This is a genomic window from Burkholderia sp. Nafp2/4-1b, assembly GCF_003635165.1.
Classification (GTDB): Bacteria; Pseudomonadota; Gammaproteobacteria; order Burkholderiales; family Burkholderiaceae; genus Burkholderia.
Map to the genome: position 1 here is coordinate 307,507 of NZ_ML058606.1, position 13,985 is coordinate 321,491.

At 65.3% G+C, this 13,985-nt stretch carries 12 protein-coding genes and 1 pseudogene; 8 read left to right on the forward strand and 5 right to left on the reverse strand.

Annotated elements, in window-relative coordinates; translation table 11 throughout:
- Positions 1–355: 355 nt before the first annotated feature.
- From C7H84_RS17360 to C7H84_RS17370, 3 genes are all read right to left on the reverse strand, one after another.
- Positions 356–613: a hypothetical protein gene (locus C7H84_RS17360; protein ID WP_034184019.1), complete on the reverse strand. Its 258-nt coding sequence runs from the start codon at positions 611–613 to the stop codon at positions 356–358.
- Between the two features lie 136 nt (positions 614–749).
- Positions 750–1,031: a hypothetical protein gene (locus tag C7H84_RS17365; protein ID WP_121859915.1), complete on the reverse strand. Its 282-nt coding sequence runs from the start codon at positions 1,029–1,031 to the stop codon at positions 750–752.
- A gap of 222 nt (positions 1,032–1,253) precedes the next feature.
- Positions 1,254–1,970, reverse strand: a complete 717-nt coding sequence (locus C7H84_RS17370) for a YdcF family protein (RefSeq protein ID WP_121859916.1) — start codon at positions 1,968–1,970, stop codon at positions 1,254–1,256.
- Between the two features lie 156 nt (positions 1,971–2,126).
- Between C7H84_RS17370 and C7H84_RS17375 the strand changes: the two genes are divergently transcribed.
- The gene (locus C7H84_RS17375; protein WP_006754206.1) at positions 2,127–2,444 is read left to right on the forward strand and encodes a hypothetical protein; all 318 of its coding nucleotides are present in this window, start codon (positions 2,127–2,129) and stop codon (positions 2,442–2,444) included.
- Between the two features lie 191 nt (positions 2,445–2,635).
- Here the strand turns inward: C7H84_RS17375 and C7H84_RS37175 are convergent, their stop codons facing one another.
- Positions 2,636–2,887, reverse strand: a complete 252-nt coding sequence (locus C7H84_RS37175; RefSeq protein ID WP_121859917.1) for a hypothetical protein — start codon at positions 2,885–2,887, stop codon at positions 2,636–2,638.
- Between the two features lie 210 nt (positions 2,888–3,097).
- Positions 3,098–3,484, reverse strand: a pseudogene (locus C7H84_RS17385) (transposase); the annotation flags it as partial.
- Positions 3,485–3,915: 431 nt separating this feature from the next.
- Between C7H84_RS17385 and C7H84_RS17390 the strand changes: the two are divergent.
- The 7 genes from C7H84_RS17390 (at position 3,916) to rbfA (ending at position 13,985) form a co-directional block, all read left to right on the forward strand.
- Positions 3,916–4,818, forward strand: a complete 903-nt coding sequence (locus C7H84_RS17390; protein ID WP_121859919.1) for a LysR family transcriptional regulator — start codon at positions 3,916–3,918, stop codon at positions 4,816–4,818.
- A gap of 483 nt (positions 4,819–5,301) precedes the next feature.
- Positions 5,302–6,324: an SMC-Scp complex subunit ScpB gene (gene scpB / locus C7H84_RS17395; protein ID WP_121859920.1), complete on the forward strand. Its 1,023-nt coding sequence runs from the start codon at positions 5,302–5,304 to the stop codon at positions 6,322–6,324.
- A 60-nt stretch (positions 6,325–6,384) separates the two neighbouring features.
- Positions 6,385–8,115 carry a 23S rRNA pseudouridine(2605) synthase RluB gene (gene rluB, locus C7H84_RS17400; protein ID WP_121859921.1) on the forward strand — a complete coding sequence of 577 codons (1,731 nt, stop codon included), beginning with the start codon at positions 6,385–6,387 and terminating at the stop codon, positions 8,113–8,115.
- A 413-nt stretch (positions 8,116–8,528) separates the two neighbouring features.
- Complete coding sequence (gene rimP / locus C7H84_RS17405; protein WP_059575772.1) at positions 8,529–8,987, forward strand: ribosome maturation factor RimP; 459 nt, start codon at positions 8,529–8,531, stop codon at positions 8,985–8,987.
- Positions 8,987–10,462 (forward strand): transcription termination factor NusA, encoded by a 1,476-nt coding sequence (nusA, locus tag C7H84_RS17410; protein ID WP_121859922.1) that lies wholly within the window; start codon positions 8,987–8,989, stop codon positions 10,460–10,462. Before rimP ends, nusA begins: the two co-directional genes overlap by 1 nt.
- Before the next feature lie 91 nt (positions 10,463–10,553).
- Entirely contained in the window at positions 10,554–13,472 is a 2,919-nt protein-coding gene (infB, locus tag C7H84_RS17415; RefSeq protein ID WP_121859923.1) for a translation initiation factor IF-2, read from the forward strand.
- 114 nt (positions 13,473–13,586) lie between these two features.
- On the forward strand, positions 13,587–13,985 hold the full coding sequence (rbfA, locus tag C7H84_RS17420) for a 30S ribosome-binding factor RbfA (protein ID WP_006495346.1): 399 nt from the start codon (positions 13,587–13,589) through the stop codon (positions 13,983–13,985).

Here is a 13,985-nt window from a genome sequence, read left to right on the forward strand (position 1 = left end):
GGCGCTGCGAGCGCCGTCGCAACCGATCACGATCCGCGCCTTGCGCGGATCTCGATGGCCCCGTCGCCTATCCTCGTAGGGCGACGGTTTCGCCCGCGCTCCTTCTGGAGCGCGGGCAATTTTTTTGTGCGGCCATAAAGGGAGAGCGTGCCGATCCGGCCGATGCGGGATTCATGCAATTTTTTACTGACGGCGGAGTCGGGAGCGGCGGAAATCGCAGCGGCAAGCGGGGCGAAACGGAGGGGGGGGCGGAAGAACGGATGCGCCGCATCGCACCGGATGCGCATGCAGCGAAGCTCGTGCGAGCGGGGTAGGGAACAGTGCGGCCGGACGCGTTGCCGGCCGCTGCAACGCGTCAGTGCGACGTGCCGGGTACGTCGAGAATCAGGATGATCGTCCAGTCGGCATCGCCGTCATGGTGATACTGGCGTTCGGCGACGATGAACGGCTGCTGCTTGCCTTGGGGGCCGAGGAACAGCACGTCGCCCTCCATCGGCAGGCACTCGATCGGCGGCAACGCGAGAAACGCGTCGGCCGAGCCGCGCGGCATCAGTTGCTTGATCTGGCGAGTGGCTGCTTCGGTCCACTCGATGTCGAGTTGAATGTTGCTCATGCTGTCCTCCGCACCGGGGTGCGCACGGGTGGAAAATTTCGGTGCGCGACTTTAGCACAGCGCGCAGGCACCGCAACCAAAAAAGCCGAACCCGGTTGCCCGGATTCGGCTTTTCACTTGTGCGGTGCCGCCGAACTTACTGGCTGGCAGCGTCTGCCGGAGCGGCCTTGGCCGCCTTTTTGCCGGCCTTCTTCGCTGCCTTGTGGTGAGCAGCCTTCTTGCCGTGGTGTTGTTCTTCCTGCGCCGCCGGCTGTGCAGCCTCGGCTGCTTGCTGCTGTTGCAGCGCCTGAGCGCGCTGCTCGATCTCGGCGATCTTCGCCGGGTCGGTGATGGTCTGGATTTGCGTGCTCTCTTGCGCATACGCTGCGCCAGTCAGCGCCGACATCGCGACCAGAATAGCCAGGGACGTCTTCTTCATTGCTTTACCTCCGCTAAGTGGTGATGAACCCGAATGTTGCCGTTTCGTCTGGCGACTGCAATCGAGTGCGTGTCGAGTGTAACAAAAGTGACGGATCAATGTGCACCGGAACGCGGCGCAGCGCAAGGCCCCGTTGAAGTCGCGCAACACTTCGCGCGGGCCGTCATGCGCGTGCCATCCCGCGCGGTACCGTCGTTTTCGCTTCCGGTGCCTGCGTTGTCATCAAAACCACCCGAGCCTGCGGTACACGTGGAACTGCGCGATGCCGACCAGTTCGTGCAACGCCTGATTCGCGTTTTCCAGATTGCGCCAGCGGGGCAGCCAGCCCGTTTGTGCGCGGCGGCGATTCGAATAAACGGGCTGCGGATCGATGCCGAAGCGATGAAAATCGAGCAATGCGCGGCGCATCTGGTAAGACGACGCGACGAGAATGCGCGAGTCGTCATGTTGTGAGCGTAGTATAGATGCGGTGTATTTCGCATTTTCGTAGGTCGTACGGCTGTTCGGCTCGAGCACGAGGTCGTCGGGAGCGACGCCCTCGGCGACCAGCCGGCGCCCGTAGACGGCCGCTTCGGTTTCACCGTGATGCTGCGGGTCGCCACCCGACATCACCACGGTGCAGCGCGCGGCTTGCTGCCGGCACGTGCGATAGAGCGACGCGGTCGTGCGGATGCGCGCTTCGCCGTCGGGCGGCGGGTGCAGGCCGGCGTCGCCGCGTCGTGTGCCGATGCCGATGATGATCAGCGTGGTCCGCCCATGCATGTCCGGGTGCTCGACCGGTGTCACGCCCGCCTCGGTCCACGCGATCAGCGGCGCGACGAGCCAGCCTGTCGCGAGCAGCCAGAACAGCGCGATGCCGGCGATCGCGATGAGTCGCCGCCGTTTGCGGAAGAGCACGAAACAGATGAAGAGAAGTACAAATGAATCGAACAGAATCAATTTGATTGGGGTATGGTGTCTTTTTATGGACGGCTGACGATCCGGCCCTGACGCGACGCCGAAGTCGGCCTCCAGAATCGGTGGCGGTATCGGCGGGCGGAGCTCCCGCCCGACGCGCCGCTTCGCATTGTCGCTGCACTTTAAGAAAGAATCGAGATGGCCACGTATTCCAACGAAGCGGTGCTCGACGCATTGAGACGAGTGCAGTACCGCCAGGTACCGTGGGCGCGCCGCCCGGGCGTGTTCGAGTATCTCCGGTCACTGGGGCTGATGGACACGGTCAGGCAGAAGACCGTTGCTCCCGCACCGGGCTTCCACGCGCCGGTCGACATCGCAGTGCTGACCGATAACGGTCGAGCCGAATGTGCGCGCCTCGAGCGCGACGAAAAATTACTCTCCTGGACGGATCGCCGTATGGACGACTACGCATTGAGCGAAGCGAGCGCCGTCGCGATTCTCGAAAGCCGCCTGTAGCGGCTACACGCCCGCCCGTCGCGGGCCGTGCGCCGGCGACGCCAAAAAAAAGCCCGTATCGCGAGGATACGGGCGTACCGGATACTTTTGCTGTTGCCACGCTGTGCTCATGGCAACGAATGTGACTCGTCGCATGTCGAGCAGTTCCCGAATCCGGGAATTTTCTTTGACGAAATCCTGCGAATTGCGGACTACGGATGACGTGGCATATCGGACGGCTGCGAGCCGATTCGTGCGCGCGCGTTGCTGGCGATGTCGCCGCGCAAATCGCCGCGCGGCACGGTCTGCCGATCGGGCGACGTAGCGGGTGCTTGCTGGCGAAGGGTGTTCCGGCGTTCCTGCTGGCGGTGAGGCGGCTTCACGCGATCGTCGGCGTGAACGGGGGCGGTCAGCGCCAGTGAAATGACAATGCCGCATGCGACAAGCAGTGACATTGGTTTCATGGCGGGGGCTCCCTTCAAGCCGTCGGTCGGCTTGTTGATATCTCGCTAAGGTAAGCGCGGGAGCGCAGGCTTGCTGTAAATAATAGTAAATAGATGTATCGCTGCACGACAGCGCCAAGCAACGACGGCACGAATGCCGGACGAAATGCGTGGCGCCGAAAGGCGCCGGGCGGCCGAAGCCGCCCGATCGAGCATGCGTTACGCCATCTTCACAGGGGCGCGCCAGGATTCCGGATTGGTCCAGAAGGCGCCGCGCAGCCGGTCGCGGCTCGGCGGTGCAGGCGGTTTCGTCGCGCTTGCGCCGATGCGCCCGCGCAACGAGATCTGGCGACCGCTCGTGCCGAGTCGCTTGACGATTTCGGCGAGCGTACCGTCCGCTTGCCATTCGTCGAAGCGGCGGCGGCAGGTCGGCGGAGACGGATAGCGGCCCGGCAGCTTCGACCAACCTTCGCCCGTCGACAATACCCACAGCACGGCGTTGACTACCGCACGAGCCTCCACGCGGGGACGGCCGCGCCGTTCACTTCGTGCGGGTTCCGAGCAAAACAGACCTTCGACCAGCGCCCACTCGTTATCTCTCAAATCGTCGAACAGCATCATGTCCTCACCTCAGCGAAGCTAACTCCGGTGCGCTGCCCTGCGCCGCGCACTCTTCAAGCACTCGAGCGTCGAGTGCCGGGTTGGGGCGTCCGGTTGGCCGGCAGCGGCGTTTCTGCCTTCCGTCCGACGAAAACCTGCGCCCTGTGGCCCAAGTAATGCACGATGTGTGCCACGTCGGAGGCGATTCCCTCGAGAGCCGCTTGGCAGCGGGCTAACGGCTAAGTCAGCTAGGGGCGTATAAGACGCCAAAATAACCCGCCAGCAAATCAGGACAATCACCAATCTTGTGCAGTCCGCCCGTGCCGCGTGCGTTTGGGCGAATATTGCACCGCAGCGAAACATGTGTGACGGGTGCCGGATTCGTCGACCGCGGCCGGATCCGCACATTACAATCGCGCATCGATATCGAGGATTGATGAGGTGAAGGGATGAACGTTACGTTGCGTCAGCTTCGCGTATTCATCGAGGTTGCGCGGCAAAGGAGCTTCAGTCGTGCGGGTGACGAGATCGGGCTCACGCAGTCCGCGGTCAGCCGGTGCGTGCGCGAACTGGAGGCCGAGCTTGGACTGAAGCTTATCGACCGGACGACGCGCGACGTGCAGCTGACCGACGTCGGCGCGAACCTGATTGCGAGCGTGTCGCGCCTGATCGATGATCTCGACGACACGCTGCGCGAGATTCGCGAGATCGGCGAGCAGCGCCGTGGGCGCGTGATCGTCGCAGCGAGCCCGACGATCGCGTGCCGGTTGATGCCGCGCGTCGTCGCGTCGTGCGAGCGCCAGTTCCCGTTCGTCACGCTCGGCCTGCGCGACGACGTGCAGAGCGACGTGCTGCGCAAGGTGAAGTCGAGCGAGGTCGATTTCGGCGTCGTCATCGGGCCGCTCGCCGCTGCCGATCTGGTCTGCGAATCGTTGATGACCGACTCGTTCTGTCTGGTCGCGCGCGCCGATCATCCGCTCGCGGCGCGAGCCGAGGTGCCGTGGACGGCGCTCGATGGCGAGCGGCTCGTCCTGCTCGACCATGCGTCCGGCAGCCGGCCGCTGATCGACGCCGCGCTGGCCGCCCATCGCGTGAACGCGACGGTCATGCAGGAGCTCGGCCATTCGGCGACGGTGTTCGGGCTCGTCGAGGCCGGCGTCGGGGTCAGCGTGCAGCCGTGGCTGTCGCTGCCGCTGCCGGCGGGATCCACGCTCGTCGCGCGACCGTTGACGCCGCGCACCGAACGCACCGTCGAGCTGGTGCGCCGGCGCGACCGGTCGCTGTCGCCCGCGGCGCAGGCGATCTGGGAGCTCGCGCGCCAGATGCCGGCGAGGGCGGAAGACCTCGATTGAGGTACGGATTCGGCGTGCGCGCCGGCACACCGCGCGAAGCGTGTCCCTCGATGGCGGTTCTCGATGACGCATTTCGGCGAGGTCGGCCCGGCGACGGGCGAGCCGGCGGTGCGCTGGTGCCCCGCATGCGATCCCGTGCGGCTGGACGCGGGCGTCGAGTGTTTGCGCGCGTCCCTCGTGCGTGGCGCGGGCCGTCGCTGAAGCGGGGTGGAGCGGCTTCGGCGCTCGGACGGCGTGTGGTGCCGCTCATCCGCCGCTCATCTTTACGCACCGGGCAATTTTGCGTAATATGGCGCTCAGTCACGCGGTTCCGTCGTTGAACCGTGCTGTTCCGTCCGGTCTGGGCCTGGCTTGAAGTTGGTTCGCCGCCCCCGGTTCGTGCTCCCATCAATATGACCGATCAGAATCGGGCGAGCGCGTCTTCCGTTCCTTTCGTCTGTTTGTTGATCCGGTTCGTTTGACCACAGGGTCTGGCCTAGCTGCATGAATACCCAAGAGGCGAAGATCGTCCTCGAGACTGCTTTGATCTGTGCGCAGGAACCGCTGAAGCTCGGCGATTTGCGCAAGCTCTTTGCCGACGGCGTGTCGGCTGACACGGTCCGCACGTTGCTCGAAGATCTGAAACAGGATTGGTCCGGCCGCGGCGTCGAACTGGTGGCGCTGGCAACCGGATGGCGCTTTCAGAGCAAGCCGGCGATGCGCCATTATCTGGATCGACTGCATCCCGAGAAGCCGCCGAAATATTCGCGTGCGGTGCTCGAAACGCTCGCGATCATTGCGTATCGGCAACCGGTCACGCGCGGCGACATCGAAGAGATTCGCGGCGTCACGGTCAATACGCAGGTGGTGAAGCAGCTCGAGGATCGCGGCTGGATCGAGGTGATCGGGCATCGTGACGTGCCGGGGCGCCCGGCGCTGTACGCGACGACCAAGCAGTTCCTCGACGATCTCGGCCTGAAGGCGCTCGACGACCTGCCCGCGCTCGAGGAGCCCGCCGCGAACATCGAGGCTGCGCTGCTCGCGCAGCAGGCGATGGACTTCGATGGCGAGGTGCCGGTGGCGCAAGACGTGCCCGAAGCCGTCGAGGTGGCGGCCGACGAGCCGCAAGCGTACTCCGACGAAGTGCCGGGCGACGCCGCGACGGATGTCGCATCGACGCAGGAAATGCCGAACCGCGATACGCTGGAAGCTGATCGCGTTCAAACCGAACAGGACGGCGCCGAAGCAGCGCCAGCCGGCGGGCAGTCCGAGCCGCTGCACGCGGATTGGAACGAGGAAGATCGCAAGCCGGCTGCCGACTCGGTTGCCGGAGACGGAGCGGAAGCGGCCGGCGACATGCCGGGCGAGGCTGGCCAGGCCGACGCCTCACGCTCCCGTCCCGCGGATGGCGAGTTGCTGGACGATACGTCCGACAGCCTTGCCGACGCCGTACGCAGTGCGAGCGCGCCGATCGGCGCCGACGCGCTGCCGGACGACGAAGCAGAACCCGAACAGCGCCGCGCCTGATCGCGGCCGACTTCTTGCCGCGCCCCCGCCGGGCGCGAGACCTGACATTTTGAGGTTGTTTTGACAGATATCCACGATATTGAATCGTCCGCGCCTGCCGCGCAGGCCGCGCGTGCCGACGATGCGCCGGAGCAGGACGCTCCGGCCGCGGGTGGTGACGAGCGTCCCCGCCGCGGCCTGCGGCGCGGCCCGCGTAGCCTGATTGCGCGTCGTCGCGCGGCGGCCAAGTCGAAGGGCGCCGACGGCGAGTCGCAGGGCGGCGAAGGCGCGGACGCGCAGCCGGCCGAGGCCGCTGAAGCGCAGCCCGCGCGCGCGCCGCGCAAGGAAGGTGCGGCCAAGGGCGGCCGCAAGCCGGCCGGCAAGCGTGAGGGTGCGGCCAAGGCGTCCCAGGGCGGCCAGGCGCGGCGCGGTGGTTCGCCGAAGGCTGAAGGTGGCGCGAAGGCTGAAGGCGGCGCGGCGAAGGCCGACGGCGACGCAGCGTCGCAGGACGATCTGTTCGCCTATGTGACCTCGCCCGCATTCGACGCGGACAACTCGGCAGGCGGCAGCGGCGTGCGTGCGCCGATGCTGCGCCGCGGCCGCAGCCAGCCGGCGAACAAGCGCGTGCTGTCGCCGGACGACGATGCGCCGAAGCTGCACAAGGTGCTCGCGGAAGCCGGCATGGGTTCGCGCCGTGAAATGGAAGAGCTGATCGTCGCCGGCCGCGTGTCGGTGAACGGCGAACCCGCACACATCGGCCAGCGCATCATGCCGACCGACCAGGTCCGCATCAACGGCAAGCCGGTCAAGCGCAAGCTGCCGAACAAGCCGCCGCGCGTGCTGCTGTACCACAAGCCGACGGGCGAGATCGTCAGCCACGCCGACCCGGAAGGTCGTCCGTCGGTGTTTGACCGCCTGCCGCCGATGAAGACGGCGAAATGGCTCGCGGTGGGCCGCCTCGACTTCAACACCGAAGGTCTGCTGATGCTGACGACGTCGGGCGATCTCGCGAACCGTTTCATGCATCCGCGCTACAGCGTCGAGCGTGAATACGCGGTGCGCGTCGTCGGCGAACTGTCCGAAGGGATGCGCCAGAAGCTGCTGCACGGTGTCGAGCTCGATGACGGTCCGGCGAACTTCCTGCGCATCCGCGACGGCGGCGGCGAAGGCACGAACCACTGGTATCACGTCGCGCTGGCCGAAGGCCGCAACCGCGAAGTGCGCCGGATGTTCGAAGCGGCCGGCCTGATGGTGAGCCGCCTGATTCGTACCCGGCACGGCCCGATCCCGCTGCCGCGCGGCCTGAAGCGCGGCCGCTGGGAAGAGCTCGACGAAGCGCAGGTGCGCAAGCTGATGGCTACCGTCGGCCTGAAGGCGCCGTCCGAGGAGAAGGGCAAGCGCGGTGGTGGCGCGTCGGCCGAGCGCCGTCAGCCGGATCCGATGCAGACCTCGATGGGCTTCATCGGCCGCGAGCCGGTGTTGACGACCCATGGTCAGCTCGACCAGCCGCGTCGCGGCGGCGCTGGCGGCCGGCGCGGTGCGCCGGGCCTGCCGGGGCTGAGCGGCTATGGCAGCCTGCCGGTTTCGCCGTCGGGCCATGGCAACCGCTCGGGTGGCGGTCGCGATGTCGACGGCAATCGCGCGTCGTACGGCGCGGGCCCCAAGCGTGACGGCGCGGGCGGCAAGCGCGGCGGCCCGAAGGGCGGCAACCGCAACCCGAACGGCAATCGCGCGGAAGGCGCGGGCGGCAACGGCGGCGGCGGTGCACGTGGCGGCCAGCGTCCGCAGCGCAATCGCTCGCGCGGTCGCTGACCGTTTCGGGTGTCCGGCGGCGTACTGCCGCCGGCGCGCCGGCGCAATCGCCATCGGTCAGGCCGACTCGGCGCGTTGCGCGGTGTGTTTTTGACTGTATATCTATCGCGCTGCCGGATTGTGTCGTGTGAGCGGACAGTCCGGTTTCGCATTTTTGGTCGGTAAAGGCGGGCTGGACGCTGCATTTACCGGCTGGCTTGGCGTTTGCGCCAAAAATCGCTATAATCGCGGAGTCGCTGGGCGTACGGATTCAATGTGCGGCTCAGGTGCGACCACCAGTAAGAAGATGGGCGTTCCGCCCATTTTTTTTTGCTGAAACGGTTAGGCATCTCGGGTAGCGCTTCCTGCGCCGGCTAAGGCGCGCGCCCGCGGGTGAATCGCGAGCGGCGGGCGCGAACACCTGAGAGGACACTGTGCAACTGACGGAACTGATAGAAACCACGGTCACCGGGCTCGGCTACGAGCTGGTGGATCTCGAGCGCACCGGGCGCGGCATGCTTTGCATCTATATCGATCAGCCTGCCGGCATCTCGCTCGAAGATTGCGAAAAGGTCACGCGTCAGCTCCAGCACGTCTTGACGGTCGAAAACATCGATTACGAACGGCTCGAAGTCTCGTCCCCGGGGCTCGACCGCCCGTTGAAGAAGCTGGCCGACTTCGAGCGCTTCGCCGGCAGCGAAGCTTCCGTGACCTTGAAAAAGCCGCTGGACGGGCGCAAGACGTACCGGGGCATTCTGCACGCGCCGAATGGCGAAACGATCGGTTTGGAATTTGAGGGGAAGAAGGGCGAGGCAGCCATGCTGGATTTCACGCTGGCCGATATCGATAAAGCCCGCCTGATTCCGCAAGTTGACTTTAGGAGCCGCAAATAATGAGTCGCGAAGTGTTGATGCTGGTGGATGCGCTGGCGCGCGAGAAAAACGTCGACAAGGATGTGGTGCTGGGCGCCCTCGAGGCCGCGCTCGCTTCCGCTTCCAAGAAGCTGTTCGACGAAGGCGCCGAAATCCGCGTCCATATCGATCGCGAAAGCGGCGAGCACGAAACCTTCCGTCGCTGGCTCGTCGTGCCCGACGAGGCAGGCTTGCAGGAGCCGGATCGCGAGATCCTGCTGTTCGAAGCACGTGACCAGAACCCCGACGTCGAAGTCGGCGAATTCATCGAGGAGCCGGTGCCGTCGATCGAGTTCGGCCGTATCGGTGCGCAGGCCGCCAAGCAGGTGATCCTGCAGAAGGTGCGCGACGCCGAGCGCGAGCAGATCCTGAACGACTACCTCGAGCGCGGCGAAAAGATCATGACGGGCACGGTGAAGCGCCTCGACAAGGGCAACTTCATCGTCGAATCGGGCCGTGTCGAAGCGCTGCTGCGCCGCGACCAGCTGATCCCGAAGGAAAACCTGCGCGTGGGCGACCGCGTGCGTGCGTACATCGCGAAGGTCGACCGCACCGCGCGCGGCCCGCAGATCGAACTCTCGCGCACGGCGCCCGAGTTCCTGATGAAGCTGTTCGAGATGGAAGTGCCGGAAATCGAGCAGGGCCTGCTCGAGATCAAGGCAGCCGCTCGCGACCCGGGCGTGCGCGCGAAGATCGGCGTGATCGCCTACGACAAGCGGATCGATCCGATCGGTACCTGTGTCGGCATCCGCGGCTCGCGTGTGCAGGCCGTGCGCAACGAGCTCGGTGGCGAAAACATCGACATCGTGCTATGGTCGGAAGATCCCGCCCAGTTCGTGATCGGCGCGCTCGCGCCGGCAGCCGTCCAGTCGATCGTCGTCGATGAAGAAAAGCACTCGATGGACGTCGTCGTCGACGAGAACGAACTGGCTGTCGCGATCGGCCGCAGCGGTCAGAACGTTCGCCTCGCCGGCGAACTGACCGGCTGGCAGATCAACATCATGACGCCGGACGAATCCGCCCTGAAGCAGGGTGAAGAGCGCGATCGACTGCGCGCGCTGTTCATGGCGCGTCTCGACGTCGACGAAGAAGTCGCCGACATCCTGATCGACGAAGGTTTCACGAGCCTCGAAGAGATCGCCTACGTGCCGCTCAACGAAATGCTCGAAATCGAGGCGTTCGACGAGGACACGGTGCACGAGCTGCGCAATCGCGCACGCGACGCACTGCTGACGATGGCGATCGCGAACGAAGAAAAGGTTGAAAATGCAGCGCTGGATTTGAAGAGCCTCGACGGCATCACGCCGGAGTTGCTCGCAAAGCTGGCCGAACACGCCGTTCAGACGCGCGACGAACTCGCCGAGCTGGCCGTGGATGAACTGGTCGACATGACCGGGATGGAAGAGGATGCCGCTAAGGCGTTGATCATGAAAGCACGTGAACACTGGTTCCAGTGAGAAATGACCATGGCGCACTGATTTGATGGCGGCCGTATGGCCTGACCCGATGCTAACCGCAAGGAATCGGTCCTTGCACTAAGAGGAATGAATGGCGAGTAACAACGTAGCCCAATTTGCCGCGGAACTGAAAATGCCTGCTGGTGTGCTGCTCGAACAGCTGCAGGCAGCGGGCGTCCAGAAAGCGAGTGAAGACGATGCGCTGTCCGAGACGGACAAGGCGCGTCTGCTCGATCATTTGCGCAAGTCGCACGGCGCAACCGACGGCGACAAGCGCAAGATCACGCTGACCCGCAAGCATACGTCGGAGATCAAGCAGTCTGACGCGACGGGCAAGGCTCGCACCATTCAGGTCGAGGTTCGCAAGAAGCGTACGTTCGTCAAGCGCGACGACGTGGCCGAGGGTGCGGAACAGGGTCAGGCGCAGGTCGCCGAAGCGGACGACGATGCGGAACTGAAGCGTCGCGAGGAAGAAGCGCGCCGCGAGGCCGAGCTGCTCGAGAAGCAGGCGCAGGAACTGCGCGAGCGCCAGGAACGCCTCGAGCGCGAGGAAGCCGAGCGCCGTGCGCGCGAGGAAGCGGCTGAAGCCCAGCGCCGTCGCGCCGAGGAAGAAGCGGCGACCAAGCGTGCCGCGGCTGAAGCCGCAGCGGCACAGCAGGCAGCTGCCCAGCAGGCCGCCGAGGCCCAGCAGGAAGCAGCCGGTGCGCAGTCCGCGCAGGATGAAGCACGCGCGGCCGCCGAACGTGCGGCCCAGCGCGAAGCGGCGAAGAAGGCCGAGGACGCTGCCCGCGAGGCCGCGGACAAGGCGCGCGCCGAGCAGGAAGAGATCAGCAAGCGTCGCGCGGCGGCAGAAGCCGAAGCACGCGCGATCCGCGAAATGATGAACACGCCGCGCAAGGCCGTGGTCAAGGCAGTCGAGCCGCCGAAGCCGGTGGAACCGCCGAAGCCGGTCGAAGCGAAGGGCACGCTGCACAAGCCGGCCAAGCCGGCAGGTGCTGCACCGGCACGTCCGGCCGTGAAGAAGCCGGCTGGCGCAGCAACCACGACGACGCAGGCACCGGCAGGCGCGGGCGACCGCAACAAGAAGCCGGGCGGCGGCAAGGGCGGCTGGCAGGACGACGCAGCGAAGCGTCGCGGCATCAAGACGCGTGGCGATTCGAGCGGCGGCGTCGACCGCGGCTGGCGCGGCGGCCCGAAGGGTCGCGGCCGTCACCAGGACAGCGCATCGTCGTTCCAGGCACCGACCGAACCGATCGTGCGTGAAGTGCACGTGCCGGAAACCGTCTCGGTTGCCGATCTCGCGCACAAGATGTCGATCAAGGCCTCCGAAGTCATCAAGGTGATGATGAAGATGGGCCAGATGGTCACGATCAACCAGGTGCTGGACCAGGAAACGGCGATGATCGTCGTCGAGGAACTGGGCCACCGCGCGGTTGCCGCGAAGCTCGACGATCCGGAAGCACTGCTGGTCGAAGGCGAGACCACTACCGATGCGGAGCAGCTGCCGCGTCCGCCGGTCGTCACGGTGATGGGTCACGTCGACCACGGCAAGACCTCGCTGCTCGACCACATCCGCCGCGCGAAGGTTGCAGCGGGCGAAGCGGGCGGCATTACGCAGCACATCGGCGCATATCACGTCGAAACGCCGCGTGGCGTCATCACGTTCCTCGATACGCCGGGTCACGAAGCGTTCACGGCAATGCGTGCACGCGGCGCGAAGGCGACCGACATCGTGGTGCTGGTGGTGGCAGCCGACGACGGCGTGATGCCGCAGACGAAGGAAGCCATTGCTCACGCGAGGGCCGGTGGCGTGCCGATCGTCGTGGCGATCAACAAGATCGACAAGCCGGACGCGAACACGGATCGCGTGAAGCAGGAACTGGTGGCTGAAGGCGTCGTGCCGGAAGAATACGGTGGCGATTCGCCGTTCGTGCCGGTGTCGGCGAAGACGGGCGTCGGTATCGACGACCTCCTCGAGAACGTGCTGCTCCAGGCCGAAGTGCTGGAACTGAAGGCACCGGTCGAGGCGCCGGCGAAGGGCATCGTGATCGAAGCGAAGCTGGACAAGGGCAAGGGCCCGGTCGCAACGATCCTGGTGCAGTCCGGTACGCTGAACCGCGGCGACATCGTCCTCGCAGGCACGGCTTACGGCCGCGTGCGGGCAATGCTCGACGAGAACGGCAAGCCGACGAAGGAAGCCGGCCCGTCGATCCCGGTCGAAATCCAGGGTCTGTCGGAAGTGCCGGGTGCAGGCGAGGAAGTGATCGTGCTGCCGGACGAGCGCAAGGCGCGCGAAATCGCGCTGTTCCGCCAGGGCAAGTTCCGCGACGTCAAGCTGGCGAAGCAGCAGGCCGCGAAGCTGGAAAGCATGCTCGAGCAGATGGGCGAAGGCGAAGTGCAGAACCTGCCGCTCATCATCAAGGCGGACGTGCAGGGCTCGCAGGAAGCGCTCGTGCAGTCGCTGCTCAAGCTGTCGACCGACGAAGTGCGCGTGCAGATCGTGCACAGCGCGGTGGGCGGCATCAGCGAAAACGACGTCAACCTGGCAACGGCATCGAAGGCGGTCATCATCGGCTTCAACACGCGTGCGGATGCTCAGGCGCGCAAGCTGGCCGAGTCGAACGGCATCGACATCCGTTACTACAACATCATCTACGACGCAGTGGATGAGGTGAAGGCGGCAATGTCGGGCATGCTCGCGCCGGAGAAGCGCGAAGTCATCACCGGCATGGTCGAGGTGCGCCAGGTGTTCAAGGTGCCGAAGATCGGCACGGTCGCCGGCTGTATGGTCACCGACGGTATCGTCAAGCGCTCGTCGTCGGTTCGCGTGCTGCGCAACAACGTCGTGATCTTCACGGGCGAACTCGAATCGCTGAAGCGCTTCAAGGACGACGTGAAGGAAGTCAAGCAAGGCTTCGAGTGCGGCATGTCGGTGAAGAACTTCAACGACATCGTCGAAGGCGACCAGTTCGAAGTCTTCGAAGTGACCGAAGTCGCACGGACGCTGTAATCGTCGCGTAACGGCTCATGGGGCGGGGCAGGCTTTGGGCCTGTCCCGCCCATTTTCATGGTGGCGTGCTAATGGCGCGCCCCTTTATCCTGATAAACGGATCACGGATCGATCATGTCCAGGAAGCGTACTTCCCCCAATCGCAACGTTCAGATTGCCGATCAGATTCAGCGCGATCTGTCCGAACTCATCATGCGCGAGGTCAAAGACCCGCGCATCGGCATCGTGACCATCCAGAGCGTGGAACTCACGCCCGACTACGCGCATGCGAAGGTCTATTTCACGGCACTCACCGGCGATCCCGACAAGACGCAGGAAGCGCTGAACCACGCATCGGGCCACCTGCACAACCTGCTGTTCAAGCGTCTGCACATTCATACGGTGCCGACGCTGCATTTCCATTACGACCAGACGATCGAAAAGGCCGTGGAGATGTCGCGCCTGATCAAGGAAGCCAACTCGACGCGCGCGAAGGACGACGACGAAGCCGACGCCCCCGCGAAGGACGATTGA

Excerpts from the sequence above, each read along its gene's own strand:
- rbfA (WP_006495346.1), top strand. The coding sequence starts at position 13,587 with ATGTCCAGGAAGCGTACTTCCCCCAATCGCAACGTTCAGATTGCCGAT.
- nusA (WP_121859922.1), top strand. The coding sequence starts at position 8,987 with ATGAGTCGCGAAGTGTTGATGCTGGTGGATGCGCTGGCGCGCGAGAAA.
- C7H84_RS17375 (WP_006754206.1), top strand. The coding sequence starts at position 2,127 with ATGGCCACGTATTCCAACGAAGCGGTGCTCGACGCATTGAGACGAGTG.
- C7H84_RS17390 (WP_121859919.1), top strand. The coding sequence starts at position 3,916 with ATGAACGTTACGTTGCGTCAGCTTCGCGTATTCATCGAGGTTGCGCGG.
- infB (WP_121859923.1), top strand. The coding sequence starts at position 10,554 with ATGGCGAGTAACAACGTAGCCCAATTTGCCGCGGAACTGAAAATGCCT.
- C7H84_RS17360 (WP_034184019.1), bottom strand. The coding sequence starts at position 613 with ATGAGCAACATTCAACTCGACATCGAGTGGACCGAAGCAGCCACTCGC.
- scpB (WP_121859920.1), top strand. The coding sequence starts at position 5,302 with ATGAATACCCAAGAGGCGAAGATCGTCCTCGAGACTGCTTTGATCTGT.
- C7H84_RS37175 (WP_121859917.1), bottom strand. The coding sequence starts at position 2,887 with ATGAAACCAATGTCACTGCTTGTCGCATGCGGCATTGTCATTTCACTG.
- C7H84_RS17365 (WP_121859915.1), bottom strand. The coding sequence starts at position 1,031 with ATGAAGAAGACGTCCCTGGCTATTCTGGTCGCGATGTCGGCGCTGACT.